This is a genomic window from Nocardioides sp. Z13_37 (assembly GCF_058355585.1).
This window is the reverse complement of sequence record NZ_JBZGDV010000002.1, coordinates 863,000-879,903: the sequence shown is the minus strand read 5'-3', so window position 1 is coordinate 879,903 and position 16,904 is coordinate 863,000. Positions and strand designations below refer to the sequence as shown.

Annotated in this window: 15 protein-coding genes; all 15 read right to left on the bottom strand. The window is 73.5% G+C overall.

Annotation, left to right across the window (positions count from 1 at the left end; genetic code table 11):
• Positions 1–155: 155 nt before the first annotated feature.
• Entirely contained in the window at positions 156–905 is a 750-nt protein-coding gene (locus AC4H2S_RS09210; RefSeq protein WP_491496656.1) for a DivIVA domain-containing protein, read from the bottom strand.
• A gap of 105 nt (positions 906–1,010) precedes the next feature.
• Positions 1,011–1,304, bottom strand: coding sequence for a YggT family protein (locus AC4H2S_RS09205; protein ID WP_491496655.1), 294 nt, complete (start codon positions 1,302–1,304; stop codon positions 1,011–1,013).
• 14 nt (positions 1,305–1,318) lie between these two features.
• On the bottom strand, positions 1,319–1,804 hold the full coding sequence (locus AC4H2S_RS09200) for a cell division protein SepF (protein WP_491496654.1): 486 nt from the start codon (positions 1,802–1,804) through the stop codon (positions 1,319–1,321).
• A 61-nt stretch (positions 1,805–1,865) separates the two neighbouring features.
• Positions 1,866–2,567 carry a YggS family pyridoxal phosphate-dependent enzyme gene (locus tag AC4H2S_RS09195; protein WP_491496653.1) on the bottom strand — a complete coding sequence of 234 codons (702 nt, stop codon included), beginning with the start codon at positions 2,565–2,567 and terminating at the stop codon, positions 1,866–1,868.
• Positions 2,564–3,280, bottom strand: coding sequence for a purine nucleoside phosphorylase YfiH/LACC1 family protein (locus tag AC4H2S_RS09190; protein WP_491496652.1), 717 nt, complete (start codon positions 3,278–3,280; stop codon positions 2,564–2,566). Before AC4H2S_RS09190 ends, AC4H2S_RS09195 begins: the two co-directional genes overlap by 4 nt.
• Positions 3,277–4,533, bottom strand: coding sequence for a cell division protein FtsZ (ftsZ, locus tag AC4H2S_RS09185; RefSeq protein ID WP_491496651.1), 1,257 nt, complete (start codon positions 4,531–4,533; stop codon positions 3,277–3,279). The genes AC4H2S_RS09190 and ftsZ overlap by 4 nt, the downstream gene beginning before the upstream one ends.
• Positions 4,534–4,724: 191 nt before the next feature.
• A complete protein-coding gene (locus AC4H2S_RS09180) occupies positions 4,725–5,585 on the bottom strand; it encodes a cell division protein FtsQ/DivIB (RefSeq protein WP_491496650.1) in 861 nt (286 codons plus the stop codon).
• Positions 5,586–6,998 (bottom strand): UDP-N-acetylmuramate--L-alanine ligase, encoded by a 1,413-nt coding sequence (gene murC / locus AC4H2S_RS09175; protein ID WP_491496649.1) that lies wholly within the window; start codon positions 6,996–6,998, stop codon positions 5,586–5,588.
• Positions 6,995–8,074, bottom strand: coding sequence for an undecaprenyldiphospho-muramoylpentapeptide beta-N-acetylglucosaminyltransferase (murG, locus tag AC4H2S_RS09170; protein ID WP_491496648.1), 1,080 nt, complete (start codon positions 8,072–8,074; stop codon positions 6,995–6,997). The genes murC and murG overlap by 4 nt, the downstream gene beginning before the upstream one ends.
• A 10-nt stretch (positions 8,075–8,084) precedes the next feature.
• The gene (gene ftsW, locus AC4H2S_RS09165; RefSeq protein WP_491496647.1) at positions 8,085–9,407 is read right to left on the bottom strand and encodes a putative lipid II flippase FtsW; all 1,323 of its coding nucleotides are present in this window, start codon (positions 9,405–9,407) and stop codon (positions 8,085–8,087) included.
• Positions 9,408–9,439: 32 nt separating this feature from the next.
• Positions 9,440–10,954 carry a UDP-N-acetylmuramoyl-L-alanine--D-glutamate ligase gene (gene murD, locus AC4H2S_RS09160; protein WP_491496646.1) on the bottom strand — a complete coding sequence of 505 codons (1,515 nt, stop codon included), beginning with the start codon at positions 10,952–10,954 and terminating at the stop codon, positions 9,440–9,442.
• Complete coding sequence (gene mraY, locus AC4H2S_RS09155) at positions 10,947–12,059, bottom strand: phospho-N-acetylmuramoyl-pentapeptide-transferase (RefSeq protein WP_491496645.1); 1,113 nt, start codon at positions 12,057–12,059, stop codon at positions 10,947–10,949. Before mraY ends, murD begins: the two co-directional genes overlap by 8 nt.
• Positions 12,056–13,468 carry a UDP-N-acetylmuramoyl-tripeptide--D-alanyl-D-alanine ligase gene (locus tag AC4H2S_RS09150; protein WP_491496644.1) on the bottom strand — a complete coding sequence of 471 codons (1,413 nt, stop codon included), beginning with the start codon at positions 13,466–13,468 and terminating at the stop codon, positions 12,056–12,058. Before AC4H2S_RS09150 ends, mraY begins: the two co-directional genes overlap by 4 nt.
• Complete coding sequence (locus AC4H2S_RS09145; protein WP_491496643.1) at positions 13,465–15,051, bottom strand: UDP-N-acetylmuramoyl-L-alanyl-D-glutamate--2,6-diaminopimelate ligase; 1,587 nt, start codon at positions 15,049–15,051, stop codon at positions 13,465–13,467. Before AC4H2S_RS09145 ends, AC4H2S_RS09150 begins: the two co-directional genes overlap by 4 nt.
• A gap of 17 nt (positions 15,052–15,068) precedes the next feature.
• The gene (locus tag AC4H2S_RS09140; RefSeq protein ID WP_491496642.1) at positions 15,069–16,841 is read right to left on the bottom strand and encodes a peptidoglycan D,D-transpeptidase FtsI family protein; all 1,773 of its coding nucleotides are present in this window, start codon (positions 16,839–16,841) and stop codon (positions 15,069–15,071) included.
• Positions 16,842–16,904 lie beyond the last annotated feature (63 nt).

Below are 16,904 nucleotides of genomic sequence, written 5' to 3'. Positions count from 1 at the left end.
CAGGCGTGCGTCAGGTGTGGCGGGAACCACACGGTGCAGGGAGGCTATCCGGTGGGTTCAAACTCACCAACTCCACCTCGCCGAAATGCGAGAACGACCACCCCTGGGGGCGGTCGTCCTCGTTGGTGCTCGGGTCGTGCTGGCGTGGTCGGCGATCAGCTCTCGTCGTCGCCGAGGACCGAGCGCAGGCGCTTGGGGGCGCTGCTGCTGTCGACCGGGGCCTGCGTCTCGCTGCCGTGGGCGAGCGACTCCAGCTGCTGCGAGAAGTAGGTCTTCAGGCGGGAGCGGTACTCGCGCTCGAACTGGCGGAGGGTCTCGACGTCGCTGTTGAGCTTGTCGCGCTCCTTCTCCAGGTCGCCGAACATCTGCTGGCGGCGCTCGGCGGTCTCGGAGTCGAGCATCTGCGAGCGCTGGCGGGCGTCGGCCTCCATGCGGTCGGCCTTGGTCTTGGCCTCGGCCTCGAGGCGCTCGGCCTTGGTGCGAGCGGCACCGACGATGCGGTCGGCCTCGTTCTTGGCGTCCTCGACCAGCTCGTCGGCGTTGCGCGTGGCGATCTCGAGGAGGCGGGCGGCGGCGTTGGAGGCGTCGGCGATCGTCTCGACGCGCATCGTCTGCTGCGGCGCGGCAGCGGCCACGGGAGCAGGGCGCTCGGGCTCCGGCTCGGGCTCGGGCTCCGGCTCGGGGGCCGCAGGCGCGAACGACGAGGGAGCGGACGAGGGAGCCGACGAACCACCGGCCTGCGCGGCCGACAGCTTGGCGCGCAGGTCGTCGTTCTCCTTGGTCAGCCGGGCGAGCTCAGCCTCGACCTCGTCCAGGAACTGGTCCACCTCGCCCATGTCGTAGCCCTCACGGAGACGGACAGGCGTAAAGCGCTTGTTGCTCACGTCCTCAGGCGTCAGCGGCATGACCTCACCCAAACTTTCACGATCGGTAATCACGGTGGCTCTGCTGTCAGGAGACAATAGCGCCCGGAACGCCACCGGGCACAGTGACCCATGTGACGGGTGGTTCTACACGCCGAAGATCGTGCGGACCACGCTGAGCAGCAGCCATGCTGCCACCATCACCAGCAGGAAGCTCAGGTCGAGGGCGACCTGGCCGATCCGCAGCGGCGGGATCACGCGGCGCAGCGCCAGGATCGGCGGGTCGGTCGCGGAGTAGACGCCCTCGAGGGCCACGAGCAGCGGGCCGTGGGGCTCCCAGCGACGGGCGAACACCTGCACCCAGTCGACGATGAAGCGGATCCAGAGAAGGCCGATGAAGACGTAGAGGACGGCGACGAGGATGGAACCGACGGTGTACACAGGTGAAGTATGGATCAGCTCTGGTTGAAGAACCCGTCCTCGGCGATCCGCTCCTTGTCCTCGGCCGACACCGCGACGTTGGGCGGCGAGAGAAGGAACACCTTGTTGGTCACGCGCTCGATCGAGCCGCGGGTCGCGAAGATCAGGCCGGCGGCGAAGTCGACGAGGCGCTTGGCGTCGTTGTCGTCCATCTCGCTGAGGTTCATGATCACGGGCGTGCCGTCGCGGTAGTTCTCACCGATGAGACGGGCCTCGTTGTAGTTGCGGGGGTGGAGGGTGGTGATGCGGCTCAACTCGGCCACGACTCCTGTCTGGACCGAGGCCGGACGGCGGCGCTCGGCGAGGTCGGACACAGGGGCAGGGCGACGCTCACGCGTGACCGGGCGCTGCTCGACAGCGTCGTGGGTCGTGGTCTCGGTGTCGCCGTCGTAGTCGTCGTAGTGGCCGGTGTCCTCGAGCAGGCCGAGGTACTCGCCGATCTTGCGCATCGCGCCGCTCATGAGACTGTTCCTCCGCTAGACCTGGCACCCGGGACCGGGCACCGCTTGACTGTTGTGGACATTACTGGACCGTGGGCCTCGGACCGAGGACCGCGGAGCCGACACGCACGTGTGTCGCGCCGTGCCGGATCGCCGCCTCGAGGTCGCCGCTCATCCCCGCGGACAGCACGCTCGCCGCGGGGTGCTCGCGCAGGAACGACCGGCGCACCTCGGCGAGCCGCGCGAAGGCGGTGTCGGGCGCCTCGCCGAGGGGCGCCACCGCCATCAGGCCGCGCAGCCGCAGGCCGTCGGCGTCCTCCACACGCTGCGCCAGGTCGGCGAGGGCGGCGGGATCGACGCCGGAGCGGTGGTCGGCGCCGGGCGGGTCGAGGCTGACCTGGAGCAGGACGTCGACCTCGCTCCCCCGCCCGGTGGCGCCGCGCCCCAGGGGCGTGACGAGCTTGGGCCGGTCGACCGACTCGACGACGTCGGCGTAGGCGGCGACGGCCGCCGCCTTGTTGGACTGCAGCCCGCCGATGAAGTGCCAGCGCAGGCCGAGGTCGGCGCACTCGGCGGCCTTCGCCTCGGCCTCCTGGTGGCGGTTCTCCCCCACGTCGGTGACGCCGAGGTCGGCGAGCAGGCGGACGTCGGAGGCGGGAAAGAACTTGGTGACGACGACCAGCGAGACGTCGTCCTCGGGCCGACCCGCCTCGGCGCAGGCCGTGGCGATGCGGCGGCGTACGACGTCGAGGGTGGCGGCGAGCTCGTCGCGACGCGCCGTCATCGGGCGACCCAGATCGCGCCGGCGAAGCGGGTCGCCGCGGCGCCGTCGCGGCGGTACGACGGCCAGCTGCGGTCCTCACGCGTGCACGCGTCGACGACACGCACGTCGGTGGTGCCCGCGGCCGCGAGCTGGGCGCCCACCCCGGCGCCGAGGTCGAGCGCGGGCGTGCCCCACGAGCTGGTCGAGCGCGCCTCGGGGACGATCGCGGCGACCTCGTCCCGCATCTCGGCGGGCACCTCGTAGCAGTCGCCGCACACGTGCGGCCCGATCCACGCGACGCGTGGCCGGGCGCCCTTCGCACGCAGGGCCGCGATCGCGGCTGGGACCACTCCCGCCGTCAGTCCCTGCCGGCCGGCGTGCGCGGCCGCCACCCAGCCAGCCTCGGCGTCGGCGAGCAGCACCGGCACGCAGTCGGCGGCGCGGGCGAGCAGCGACAGGCCGGGTCGCGACGTGATGAGCGCGTCACAGGTGGGCCGCTTCGCCCACGGCACCGGCAGGTCGACGTGCACGACGTCGGCGCCGTGGACCTGGTCCATCAGCGCCGGCAGCGTGCCCGACACGCCGGCGAACGCTCCCAGCGACAGGTCGCGCTCGTCCTGGGGAGCCGCGTCGCCGAGGCTGAGGGAGCCGTCGGTGAAGGCGACCTCGATCACGAGGTCGCCTTCGATCCGGTCGCGGTGGCGCAGGAGGCCAGTCGCGTCTGAGACGGTCACTTCAAGAAGTCGGGGACGTCGAGCTCGTCGTCGTCGAACTGCACCTGACGCGCCGGCCGGGACGGGGCGGACTGCTGGCCCTGCTGGCCCTGCTGCTGACCCTGCTGCTGGGCCGGCGCCTGCCGGGCGGGGGCCGACGGCGCCTGCCCGTCGGGGCTCGACGGCGCGAAGGTCGTCGGCGCCGGGGCGCCGGACGACTCGTTGCGGGCCGGCGTCGCGGCCTGCTGGGCGGCCGCCCGGGTCTGCTCCTGCGTCTGGGCGGGCTGGTGCTGGCGCAGCACGTTGCCGTCGGAGCGACGCTTGGGCATGCCGCCGTCGAAGCCGGCGGCGATGACGGTGACCCGCACCTCGTCGCCGAGCGCGTCGTCGATGGTCGCGCCGAAGATGATGTTGGCCTCGGCGTGCGCCGCCTGGGAGACGAGCGCCGCGGCCTCGTTGATCTCGAACAGGCCGAGGTCGGAGCCGCCGGCGATGGACAGCAGGACGCCGTGGGCGCCCTCGATGCTCGCCTCGAGCAGCGGGCTGGAGACGGCCATCTCGGCAGCGGCGACCGCGCGGTCCTCGCCGCGGGCCGAGCCGATGCCCATCAGCGCCGAGCCGGCGTTGGCCATCACCGACTTCACGTCGGCGAAGTCGAGGTTGATCAGGCCCGGGGTGGTGATCAGGTCGGTGATGCCGGACACGCCCTGCAGCAGCACCTGGTCGGCCTGCTTGAACGCGTCGAGGATCGAGACGCTGCGGTCGGTGATCGACAGCAGCCGGTCGTTGGGGATCACGATGAGGGTGTCGACCTCCTCGCGGAGCTGGCTGATGCCCTCCTCCGCGGAGTTGGCGCGACGCCGGCCCTCGAACGCGAACGGCCGGGTGACGACACCGATCGTCAGGGCACCGAGCGAGCGGGCGATGCGGGCCACCACGGGCGCGCCACCGGTGCCCGTGCCGCCGCCCTCGCCCGCGGTCACGAAGACCATGTCGGCGCCCTTGATGACCTCCTCGATCTCGTCGGCGTGGTCCTCGGCCGCCTTGGCGCCCACCTCGGGATTGGCGCCGGCGCCGAGCCCGCGGGTGAGCTCGCGGCCGATGTCGAGCTTGACGTCGGCGTCGCTCATGAGGAGTGCCTGGGCGTCGGTGTTGATCGCGATGAACTCGACGCCCTTGAGGCCCACCTCGATCATCCGGTTGACGGCGTTCACGCCGCCGCCACCGATGCCCACGACCTTGATGATCGCCAGGTAGTTCTGCGCTGCTGCCACGGCTCCGGGGCCTTCCTTGAGTGGTCTGTGTCAGGGGGATGGACGAGTCCGCACCCTCGGCCCGCCGGAACCCTAACCGTGAGCCTGAGGGTTATAGTTATGTCAACCTCGCCTTTCGCACGACCATAGGCAGGCGGCTGGCCCCCAGTCCGGCAACACGCCCGGCGCGGCGCCGATTTCTGCGTCGGCGGTCAGGGAGTGGTGCGGTAGGTGGGGTTTCCCGGCACGCTGACGTCGTAGTGGGGAGCCTTCTGCGCGGCCAGCAGCTTGTCGACGACCTGCGCCTTGAGGTCCGACTCCTCGGCACTCCCCCACAGCACCTCGCGCCGGTCGCGCATCACGAGGGTGATCTGGTCGACCGTGGCGACCTCGACGTGGTCGACGCGCCTGGCCAGGTCCGCCGGCAGCGCCGAGACGACCGTGGCGGCCTCGCGGAGCGCGTCGCTGCCGGCGGTGCTGCCGGGACGGACCCGCGGCATGCCCTTCGGCACGGCGCGGTAGTCGCGGAACACCACCCCGTCGGCGTCGAGGCCGCGGATCCGGCCCGCGAGCTCGACGACGGCCACGGCGGTGCGCTCGACCACGGCGATCCGCACGGTGTCGGGCCAGGTGCGCGTCACGTCGACGGACTGGACCTCGGCGAGCGCGCCGACGCGGGCGCGGGCGCGGTCGAGGTCGACGAGCGCGAGCTGGTCACCGAGCGGCACGTCGGCCACCTCCCGGACCCGGCCGTCGCCGAGGAGGGTGTTGCCCACGACCTCGACGCGCTGCACCTGGAGCCTGCTGGAGAAGAACACCAGGTGCACGCCCGTGGCGAGCAGCGTGAGCACCAGCAGGAGGGCGAGGACGTAGCGCAGGGACAGCCACCGTCGCGCCCACTGCCGCCGGGCGAAGCGGCGCCGGGTGCGCTGGGCCGACCTGGCCTCCCGGTCGGCCTGCTTGCGCTGCCGGGCCGCGGCCCGGGGATCGGCGCGGGGGTCCGCCGCGTCGCTGCCGGCGACGGCGCCCGGACCCACCGGCCCGGCGTCGGGCGGTGGCGCCTCGCGGTCCACTCAGGCACCCCCGAGCAGGTCGAGGACCCGTGGCCCCACGGTCGTGATGTCGCCGGCGCCCAGGGTGATCACCAGGTCGCCCGGTCGCGACCGCTCGGCGAGGGCCTGCGCCGCGGCGCCCAGCCCGTCGACGTACGTCACGTGCTGGGCCGGCAGCGGGACGGCGTCGGCGACGAGCAGGCCGGTCACCGCGGGATCGGGGTCCTCGCGCGCGACGTAGACGTCGAGCACGACGACCTCGTCGGCGGCGCCGAGCTCGACGCCCATCGCCTCGCCGAAGATGCGGGTGCGCGACACGAGGTGGGGCTGGAAGGCGGCGACGACGCGTCCGCCGCCGGCGAGCGCCCGGGCGGCCTCGAGGTCGCCCCGGATCTCGACGGGGTGGTGCGCGTAGGAGTCGTAGACGCGCACGCCCGCCGCCTCGCCCTTGAGCTCCATGCGGCGGCCGGTGCCGCCGAAGCCGCCCAGCCCGTCGGCGAGGGACGCGAACGGGAGACCGAGCCGCAGGCCCATGGCCAGCGCGGCGACCGCGTCGAGGACGTAGTGGCGCCCGGGGATCCGCAGCCGCAGCTCGCCGAGGTCGCTGCCGTGCTCGGTGACCCGGCACACCGAGGTGGAGCCGTCGAGCAGCAGGTCGTGGACGCGGACATCGGCGTCGGGCGACTCCCCCACCGTCACGACCTCGAGGCCGCCGTCGCGGGCGCCGCGCGCGAGCCGTGCCGCCCCGGGGTCGTCGACCACGCAGACCAGGAAGCCGCCACGGTCGAGCGTGCCGACGAAGTCGTCGAAGGCGCGGTGGTAGGCCTCCTCGGTCCCCCAGTTGTCGAGGTGGTCGGCCTCGACGTTGGTGACGATGGCGGCGTGGGGGCGGTAGTGCAGGAAGGCGCCGTCGCTCTCGTCGGCCTCGGCGACGAAGAGGTCGTCGGTGCCGGCGTCGGCGTTGCGGCCGGTGGCGCTGAGCACGCCGCCCACCGCGTAGGACGGGTCGACGCCCGCGGCCAGCAGCGCGGAGGTGAGCAGGCCCGTGGTCGTCGTCTTGCCGTGGGTGCCGGCGACGGCCAGCACCCGCGAGCCGACCATGACCGAGGCGAGGCCGGCCGATCGGGGCAGGATCCGCAGGCCGCGGCGGCGCGCCTCGACCACCTCGGGGTTGTCCTCGCGGGCCGCCGTGGTGACCACCACGGTGTCGGCGTCGCCGAGGTGCGCGGCGTCGTAGCCGAGGTGGCAGGTCACCCCCAGCTCGCGCAGGGCGGGCAGGAAGGGGGTGTCGTGGTCGTCGCTGCCCGTCACCGGGACGCCGCGCTGCGCCATGATGCGGGCGATCGCGGAGATGCCGGCGCCGCCGATGCCGATGCAGTGCACGCGGCCGAGCGCGGCGGCGGGCAGCACCTCGTCGGGGACCGGGATCCTCACGGCCGTCCGCCCGCGGCGTCGAGGACGATGCGCGCCAGCTTCTCGTCGGCGTCCAGCGGGATCACGCCGGTCGCGGCGGCGCCCATCGCGGCGAGCCGGGCGGGGTCGGTGAGCAGTCCCGGGAGGGTGGCGGCGACCCACTCCGGCGTCAGGGCGGCGTCGGAGACCAGCAGCCCGCCGCCGGCGTCGACGACCGGGCGGGCGTTGAGGGCCTGCTCGCCGTTGCCGATGGGCAGCGGGACGTAGACGGCGGGCAGGCCGACGCCGGAGACCTCGGTGACGGTGTTGCTGCCCGAACGGCACAGCACCGCGTCGGCGGCGGCGTAGGCGAGGTCCATCCGGTCGACGTAGTTGAGCACGACGTAGGGCACCTCGCCGGGCTCGACGGCGAGCTCGTGGGCGGGCCCCACGATGTGCAGCACCTGCACGCCGGCGGCCGCGAGCGCGGGGGCGGCGCCGGAGACCGCGGCGTTGATGCGTGCGGCGCCCTGCGAGCCGCCCGTGACCAGGAGCGTCGGCAGGTCGTCGCGCAGGCCGAAGGCGGCGAGCGCCTCGCCGCGGAGCGCACCCCGGTCCATCGTCGAGATCAGCCGGCGGATCGGCAGGCCGGTGCACACGGCGTGCGGCAGCTCGGTGGCCGGGAAGCTGGTGGCGACGTGGGACGTCATCCGCGCCCCGAGCCGGTTGGCGATCCCCGGGATGGCGTTGCCCTCGTGGACGACGATCGGCACGCCGCGCTTGCGGGCGGCCAGGTAGGCGGGCACCGAGACGTAGCCGCCGAAGCCCACGACCACGTCGGGGCGCACCCGGTCGACCACCTCGAGGGCCGCGGCGCGGGCGGCGCGCAACCGCGTCGGCGTGCGGAGCAGCTCGGGGCTGGGGCGACGCGGCAGCGGCACCCGGGGCACGAGCTCGAGCGGCAGGCCGGCCTCGGGCACGAGGCGGGCCTCGAGTCCCTCGCGGGTGCCGAGGCAGGTCACCCGGACCTCCGGGTCGAGGCGCCGCAGGGCGTCGGCCGTGGCGAGCAGGGGCGAGGTGTGGCCGGCGGATCCACCGCCGGCGAGGAGTACGCGCATCGGGCCAAACCTAGCGAGCGGGGCCGGCGGACAGACCGGCGGAGCGGTTGCGACGGCGTGCCGCCAGCGCCGCGGCCGCCTCCGGCTCGCGGCGCGCGAACCCGATCACCAGCCCGAGGGCCACCAGCGAGGGCAGCAGGGCCGATCCGCCGTAGGACACGATGGGCAGCGGGATGCCGATGACCGGCAGGACGGCGAGCACCATGCCGACGTTGATCATCATCTGGCCGAGGAGCCAGACCACGATCCCGAACGTCGCGTAGCGCACGAACGGGTCCTGGGTGCTGAGCGCGACGCGGATCGCGGCGTAGGCGATGGTGAAGAAGAGACCGACGACCAGCAGGGTGCCCATCAGGCCGAGCTCCTCGCCGAGGACGGCGAAGATGAAGTCGGTGTGGGCCTCGGGGAGGTCGCCCCACTTCTGGGTCGAGGCACCGATGCCCTGCCCGAACCACCCGCCGCTCGAGAGGGCGTAGAGGCCGTGGGCGGGCTGCCAGCCGGCGTCGGTGTAGTCCTTGAACGGGTCGGTGAAGTGCGTGATGCGCTCGAGCCGCTCGGGATCGGTCGCGGCCAGCGCGAGCGCCGCCACGCCCAGCACGGAGAGACTGAGCCCGAACAGCCGCAACGGGGCCCCGACCACCCACAGCATCCCGAGCAGGATCGCTGCCAGCACCATGGCGGTGCCGAGGTCGCGGCCGACGAGCACCAGCGCGATCACCGCGAACAGCCCGGGCACGACCGGCACGAGCAGGTGGTGCAGCTCGCGGAGGCGGCGCTCCTTGTGGGCGTAGATGTTGGCGGCCCACAGCACGATGGCGAGCTTGGCGATCTCGGCCGGCTGGATGTTGACCGGGCCGAGGGCCAGCCAGTTCTTGTTGCCGTTGACCAGCACGCCGAAGCGGGCGACCAGGGCGAGCAGCACCAGCGCCACGAGGAAGCTCGGATAGGCCAGCCGGCGCACGTGCCGCACCGGTATCCGGGACGCCACCCAGGCCGCGGGCAGGCCGAGCGCCACCCACATCAGCTGCCGCTTGACCACCGCGTAGGAGTCGTCGTAGGTGAGGTAGGCCCGCACGCTGGAGGCGCTGAGCACCATGATCAGGCCGATGGTGAGCAGCAACGCCGAGGCGCCGAGCAGCAGGTAGTAGGACGCGAGGGGCTTGTCGAGCGCCTCGCGCACCGAGCGCCAGCCCGCGGCGAGGCCCGAGCCCAGGGGGGCGCGCGACGGCCGCGCGGGGGCGTCCGATGCGCCGTCGGAGGCGCCGTCGGCGGCACCGTCGACCGGCGGCGACGCGACGCCCAGGTCGACCTCCCCGGGGTTGACGGTGGTCATCGTCGCGGCTCCCCTCGGGTCGGTGCGCGCCCTCAGTCGCTGTCGGGCTGGTCGGGCTGGTCGGTGCGGGCGATGTGTGCGTGCACCGCGGCGGCGAACGCGTCGCCGCGGGCGCCGTAGTCGGTGAACATGTCCATGGAGGCGCATCCCGGCGCGAGCAACACCGTGTCACCGGACCTGGCGAGCCCGGCGGCCGCGTCGACCACGCGCTCCATCGGAGCACCAGTCTCGTCCGCGCCCACATCGATGACCGGCACATCGGGCGCGTGTCGCGAAAGAGCGTCGGCGACGACCTGGCGGTCGCGGCCCAGCAGGACGACGCCGCGCAGCCGGCCGCGCACCGACCTCACGAGGTCGTCGAAGCGCGCTCCCTTGGCCAGCCCGCCGGCGATCCAGACGACGGGTTCGTAGGCGGACAGCGAGGACTGCGCGGCGTGCGGGTTGGTGGCCTTGGAGTCGTCGACCCAGGTGACGCCGCCGGCCTCGGCGACGTGGGCGATGCGGTGGCCGTCGGGGCGGAAGGCCCGCAGCCCGTCGCGCACGGCCTGCTGGCTCACGCCGTGCGCGCGCGCCAGGGCAGCAGCGGCGAGGGCGTTGGCGACGAAGTGAGGGGCCGGCGAGGCGAGGTCGCCGAGCGTGCAGAGCTCGGCGGCGCTGGTGGCCCGCTCCTCGATGAAGGCCCGGTCGACCAGCAGGTCGTCCACGACGCCCAGGTTGCCCGGGGACGGCGTACCGAGGGTGAAGCCGATCGCCCGCGCGCCCTCGACGACGTCAGCCTCGCGCACCATGTCCTCGGTGGCCGGGTCGGCGAGGTTGTAGACGCAGGCGCGCTGGACGCCGGCGTAGACGCGCGCCTTGTCGGCGGCGTAGGCCTCCATGCCGGAGGCGCCGCCCGGCTCGTCGGCGTACCAGTCGAGGTGGTCCTCCGCGATGTTGAGCACGACGGCGGACTCGGCGGCCATCGACCGGGTGTAGTGGAGCTGGAAGCTGGAGAGCTCGACGGCGAGGACGTCGTAGGGCTCGGGGTCCATCACCGCCTCGACGATCGGGCGGCCGACGTTGCCGACGGCGGCCGCGCGCAGACCGGCTGCGGTGAGGATGGACCGCAGCATCTGAACGGTCGTGGTCTTGCCGTTGGTGCCGGTGACGGCCAGCCAGGGGGCGGCGTGGTCGGGGTCGCGGAGCCGCCACGCCAGCTCGACCTCGCCCCACACGGGCACGCCGCGCTCGGCGGCCTGGGCGAGGAGCGGCGCGGTGGGGCGCCAGCCCGGGGAGGTGACCACCAGGTCGACGTCGTCGGGCAGGAGGCCGGTCGCGCCCGGCTCCAGGCGGATGGTGGCGCCCAGGGTCTCCAGCAGCCGGGCCTTCTCGGCCTTCTCCTCGCTGGTCGACTCGTCGAGCGCCGTCACCTGCGCGCCGAGGAAGAGCAGGTTGTCGGCGGCGGCGAACCCCGAGACGCCGAACCCGGCGACGACCACGCGGACGCCGGACCAGTCGCTGGTGCGCCCCAGCCCGTCGACGTCGAGACCGCCCTGGGAGCTAGCCAATGCCCGCGACCCACTCGGCGTAGAAGATGCCCAGGCCCGTGGCGACCGCGAGTCCGGTGATGATCCAGAAGCGGATCACGATCGTGACCTGCTCCCAGCCGAGCATCTCGAAGTGGTGGTGCAGCGGGGTCATCCGGAACACCCGGTGGCCGGGCTGCACCTTGAAGATGCTGCGGAACAACCCGCTCGCGCGGCTGGCCTTGAACACCGAGACCTGGATCATCACCGACAGGGTGACCGCGACGAAGAGCCCGCCGATGATCACCAGCAGCAGCTCGGTGCGGGTCATGATCGCGAAGCCGGCCATCGCACCGCCCAGGGCGAGCGAGCCGGTGTCACCCATGATGATCTGCGCCGGGGAGGCGTTCCACCACAGGAAGCCGAAGCAGGCACCCGTGATGGCCGCGGCCACCACCGCGAGATCGAGCGGGTCGCGCACCTCGTAGCACTTGGGCCCGGCCTGCAGGGCGCACGACTGGCTGTTCTGCCAGATGTTGACCAGCGTGTAGGCGGCGAAGACGAGGATCGAGGATCCCGCCGCCAGCCCGTCGAGGCCGTCGGTGAGGTTGACCGCGTTGCTGAACCCGGTGACGAAGAACCAGATCAGCACGATCGCGAGGATCGTCGGCAGCGCGAAGCGCTCGTAGTCGCGGATGAAGGAGATGTGGTTGGACGCCGGTCGCCAGCCGCGCTCGTCCTCGAGCGCCGGCGAGAGCGCGAGGAAGCCGAAGACGACCGCGACGAGCGTCTGGCCGATCATCTTGGCGCGGCTGCGCAGCCCGAGGTTGTGCTGCCGGCTGACCTTGAGGAAGTCGTCGAGGAAGCCCACGGTGCCCAGGCCGACGAAGAGGAACAGCAGCAGCAGCGCCGAGGCCGTCGGCGCCGTGCCGGTGATCACCTTGGCGGCGGCGTAGCCGACGAGGGTGGCGAGCACGATGACCGCCCCGCCCATCGTGGGGGTGCCCCGCTTGACGTGGTGGGTGGTGGGCCCGTCGTCGCGGATCGGCTGCCCGAATCCCTGGCGGGTGAAGAACCTGATCGCGTAGCGCGTGCCCAGCAGCGAGATCAGCAGGGAGAGTCCTCCTCCGAACAGGATGGCTCTCATGTAGTGCTTCCTTCCTTGCCGCTCCCGGTCAGGAGGTCCTCGGCGATCAGTTCCAGCGCCGCCCCCCGCGATGCCTTCACCAGGACGACATCAGCAGCCGAGACATTGTGCCGCAGCCAGTCGGCGGCCTCGTCACGCCCCGCCGTGGCGATGCTCACTCCCCCGCCTCCGGCGGCGGCGAAGCCCGCGGCGATGCGGGCGGCCTCGTCGCCGACGGCGAGCAGGACGTCGACCCCCGCCTCGGCGGCGTAGGCGCCCACGCCGCGGTGGGCCTCGGCGGCGCCGTCGCCGAGCTCGAGCATCTGCCCGAGCACCGCGACCGTGCGCCGCCCGCTGCGCGCGCCGATGCCGGCCAGGGTCTCCAGCGCGGCAATCATCGACTCGGGGTTGGCGTTGTAGGCGTCGTTGAGCACGACCAGGCCGTCGGGACGCTCGCCGAGCTCCATGCGCCAGCGGCTCGCCGGCACGGCGTCGGCCAGTGAGTCGGCGACCGTGTCGAGGTCGAGACCGGCGGCCAGCGCCATCGCGGCGGCGGCCGCGGCGTTGCGCCACTGGAAGGCGCCGATCGTCGCGAGGTGCACGGTGGCGCCCGAACCGCGGTGGGCCAGCTCGAACGACTGGCGACCGAGCTCGTCGGTGGTCACCTCGCTGACCGCGACGTCGGGCACCGGGTGCTCCGCGGATCCGTCCGAGCTGCCGAAGGTCATCACCTGCGCGCGGGTGCGGGGGGCCATCGCGGCCACCAGGTCGTCGTCGGCGTTGAGCACCGCGGTGCCGTCGGCCGGCAGCGCCTCGATGATCTCGCCCTTCGCCTGCGCGATCGCCTCCCGGCTGCCGAACTCGCCGATGTGGGCCGTGCCGACGTTGAGCACCGCGGCCACGTGAGGTGGTGCGATCGCGCACAGCCCGGCGAGGTGGCCGATCCCGCGGGCGCCCATCTCGACGACGAGGTAGCGCGTCTCGGGGGTGGCGCGGAGCACGGTCAACGGGACACCCAGCTCGTTGTTGAAGTTGCCGCGGGTGGCGACCGTCGGGGCGGCCTCGGACAGCACGTGGGCGAGGTAGTCCTTGGTGCCGGTCTTGCCCTGCGAGCCCGTCATCGCGAGGACGACCACGTCGGGCAGGCGGTCGACGACGTGTCGGGCCAGCAGCCCCAGCGCCGTGGTCACGTCGTCCACCACGACGGTGGGCAGCTCGGTGGGCCGGCTGCCGAGCACCGCGGCCGCCCCGGCGTCACCGGCGGCGCGGGCCAGGTCGTGGCCGTCGACCCGCTGGCCGGCGACCGCCACGAAGAGCCCGTCGTCCTCGGGCGTGCGCGTGTCGATGAACGCGCCGCCGCGCACGAGTGCCTCCCCGTGGGCCGTGCCGCCGACCACGTCGGCGATCTCGTCGAGCGACATCTCGATCATGCGCGGGCCCCCGACCCGTCGGAGCGGGCCGGGCCGTCCGACCCCTCGGCACCGTCGCGCCGCGCGGCCAGGGCCGCCTCGACCTCCTCGGCGGCGACGACCCGGTCGTCGAAGGGGTGCACCACGTCGCCGACCTCCTGGCCGGTCTCGTGGCCCTTGCCCGCGACGAGCACCACGTCGCCGGGGCTGGCCCGGCGCACGGCCACGCGGATGGCGAGCCGGCGGTCGCCCACCTCGAGGACCTCGGCGGCGCGGGTGCGCGCGCCCGCGAGCACCGCGGCCCTGATGGTCGCGGGGTCCTCGGTGCGGGGGTTGTCGTCGGTGACGACCACGACGTCGGCGAGCCGCGCGGCGATCTCACCCATGACGGGGCGCTTGACGGTGTCCCGGTCGCCCCCGGCCCCCACCACGACGATCACCTGTCCGTCGGTCAGCGGACGGAGCGTGGCCAGCACCGCCTCGAGCGCGTCGGGCTTGTGGGCGTAGTCGACGACCACGGTGAAGTCCTGCCCGGCCGTCACCGGCTCCAGCCGGCCAGGCACCCCGCCCACGCGGGCGATGCCGTCGGCCACCCGGCGCGGGTCGAGCCCGGCCAGGGCCGCCGAGGCGATGGCGGCCAGGGCGTTGGAGACGTTGAACTCGCCGGGGAGGCGCACCTGGGCGCGGACCTCGACCCCCGGGCCGAGCACGGTGAAGTGCGCGCCGTCGGCGGAGAGGTCGACGTCGACGGCACGCCAGTCGGCGTCGGCGCCGAGAGAGGAGTAGGTCGACGTCGGGATCTCCGACACGTCGAGCAGGCGCCGGCCGAACTCGTCGTCGACGTTGGTCAGGCCCACCCGCGCGCGCTCGGGCGTGAAGAGGCCGGCCTTGGCGGCGAAGTAGTCGTCGAGGTCGGCGTGGAAGTCGAGGTGGTCGCGCCCGAGGTTGAGGAAGGTGGCGACGTCGAACCGCACCCCGTCCACCCGGCCGAGCACCAGGGCGTGGCTGGAGACCTCCATCGCGCAGGTGTCGACGCCCCGCTCGCGCATCACCGCGAAGAGGCCGTGCAGGTCGGGCGCCTCCGGAGTGGTGAGCTGGGTCCGGACGTCCTCCCCGGCGATCCGGGTGCCGACGGTGCCGATGACCGCTGAGGTCACCCCCGCCGCGGTCAGGCCCTGCTCGAGGAGCCGGGTGGTGGTGGTCTTGCCCTGCGTGCCCGTGACGCCGATGACGCGCAGCCCGGCGGCGGGGTCGCCGTAGACCCGGGCGGCCAGCCGGCCGAGCACCCGGCGGGGCTCGGCGACGACGAGGGCGGGCGTGCCCGGCGGGAGCCGGTCGAGGCCGGCGGGATCGGTGAGCACGGCGACCGCACCGGCAGCGACGGCCTGCTCGGCGTAGTCCGCTCCGTGGGCGCGGGCACCGGGGAGCGCGGCGTAGAGGTCGCCGGGCTGCACCCGGGCGGTGCTCAGCGAGATGCCGGACACGACGACGTCGAGGTCACCGTGGACGGCCACCTCCGTCGTCGCCGCGAGCCAGTCGGCGAGCTCGGCCGCAGGGGTCGACGGGGACTGCCTCGGTCGCGTCGCACTCACAGACTCGCGCACCGACCGAGGGTATCGACTCACCACTCGACGGGCAGGCGCGACGGGGTGCCGTCGGTGGGCTCGACGCCGTAGCGGCCCAGGACGTAGCCCATGATCCGGGAGAACACCGGCCCGGCGATCGAGCCGCCACCGCCCTCGCCCTGGGGGGCGTGCACCACGACGTAGACGGTGAAGCGGGGGTCGTCGGCGGGCGCGAAGCCGCCGAACGATACGGAGGTGCTGCCGTCGTAGCCGGTGCCGTCGCTGGCGACCCGCTGGGCGGTGCCGGTCTTGCCGGCGACGAGGTAGCCGGGCACCTGCGCCTGGGGCGCGACGCCGTCCTCGGGATCGACGACCTTCTCCATCATCCGAGCGGTCGCGCGCGCGGCCTGCTTGCTCACCACCCGCGTACGGGTGGCGACGTCGGTGCCGACGGTGACGCCGTCGTCGGTGACCGCGGACCCCGACACCAGGCTCGGCGAGACCCGCACTCCCCCGTTGGCGATGGTGTTGACCGCCGCGGCCATCTGGGCGACGTTGACCGACAGCGACTGCCCGAAGGCGACGCGGTCCTTGGTCTGCGACGTCATCGCCTCACCGGGGGTGAGGATGCCGGGGGTCTCGCCGCGCACACCGATGTCGGTGCGCTTGCCGAGGCCGAACCTCTGGAGGTAGGACACCAGCTCCGGCGGCGAGAACGCGTCGGCGGCGAGCACGGTGCCGATGTTGGACGACTTGGCGAGGATGCCGGTCAGGGTGAGCCGGATGTCGCCGTGGTCGAACCAGTCGCCGATCACCCGGTCCTGGCGCGCGAGGCTGGACGGCACCTTGAAGCGCTGCCGCGGGAACGCCCTGCCGGCGTCGATGAGCGAGGCGGCGGTGAGCACCTTCTGCACCGATCCGGGCTCGTAGGTGTCGCTCATCGCGCGCGAGCCGAGGTCGTCCTGGTCGGACTCGGTCGGCACGTTGGCGTCGAACGTCGGGTAGTCGGCGAGCGCGAGGATCTCGCCGGTGCGGGTGTCCAGGACGACCGCGGCGCCGCTCTCGGCGCGGTACTGGCGCACCGACTGCGCGAGCACCTTCTGGGTGAACCACTGCAGGTCGCGGTCGATGGTGGTGCGCAGCGGCTCGCCGTTGCGGGCGGCCTTGAGGGTGCTCTCGCGCAGCGGGATCCGGACGCCCTTGCCGGAGTTGGACTGCCAGGTGGCCTCGCCGTCGACGCCGGCCAGCTGCTTGTCGAAGGTGCGCTCGAAGCCGCCGAGCGGCTCGTCGGTGCCCATGTAGCCGAGCAGGTTGGCGGCCACGTCGCCGGAGGGATAGGACCGGATCGGGTCGTCCTGCAGGCTGATGCCCTTGAACCCGGCCTCGTCGAGGGCCGCGAGGGTGTCGCCCGCCAACGTGCTGGGCACCCGTCGCGCGACGTACTCGAAGCGGCTGCCGTCCTTGCGGCCACGCAGCGCCGTGAGGGTCTTGAAGTAGTCGACGGAGAGCCGGTCGGTCAGCAGGCGGGCGAGCTCGGGCGCCCGGCCGGCCGTGAGCGCGGGATCGGCGATGACCATCTTGCCCTTGACGGAGTCGGCGAGGGGCTCGCCGTTGCGGTCGAGGATGTCGCCGCGCTCGGCCTCCAGCGGCACCCGCACCGCACCCTCGGCGGCGGCGCGGACGGCGTAGGAGCGGGGGTCGACGCCCTGGAGCTGCACCAGCCGGGCACCGAAGAAGGAGAGGACCATCGCGATGAGGACGAACCCGATGCGCAGTCGCAGCATGGGCGCGCCACGCGAGGCGCCGCGCCTGGTGCGGGTGCTCGGCACTGATCTCCCTCGTTTCCCGGACGGCTCCGGGGTGGAGCCGGCCTGCTCGACAATCTAGGTGCG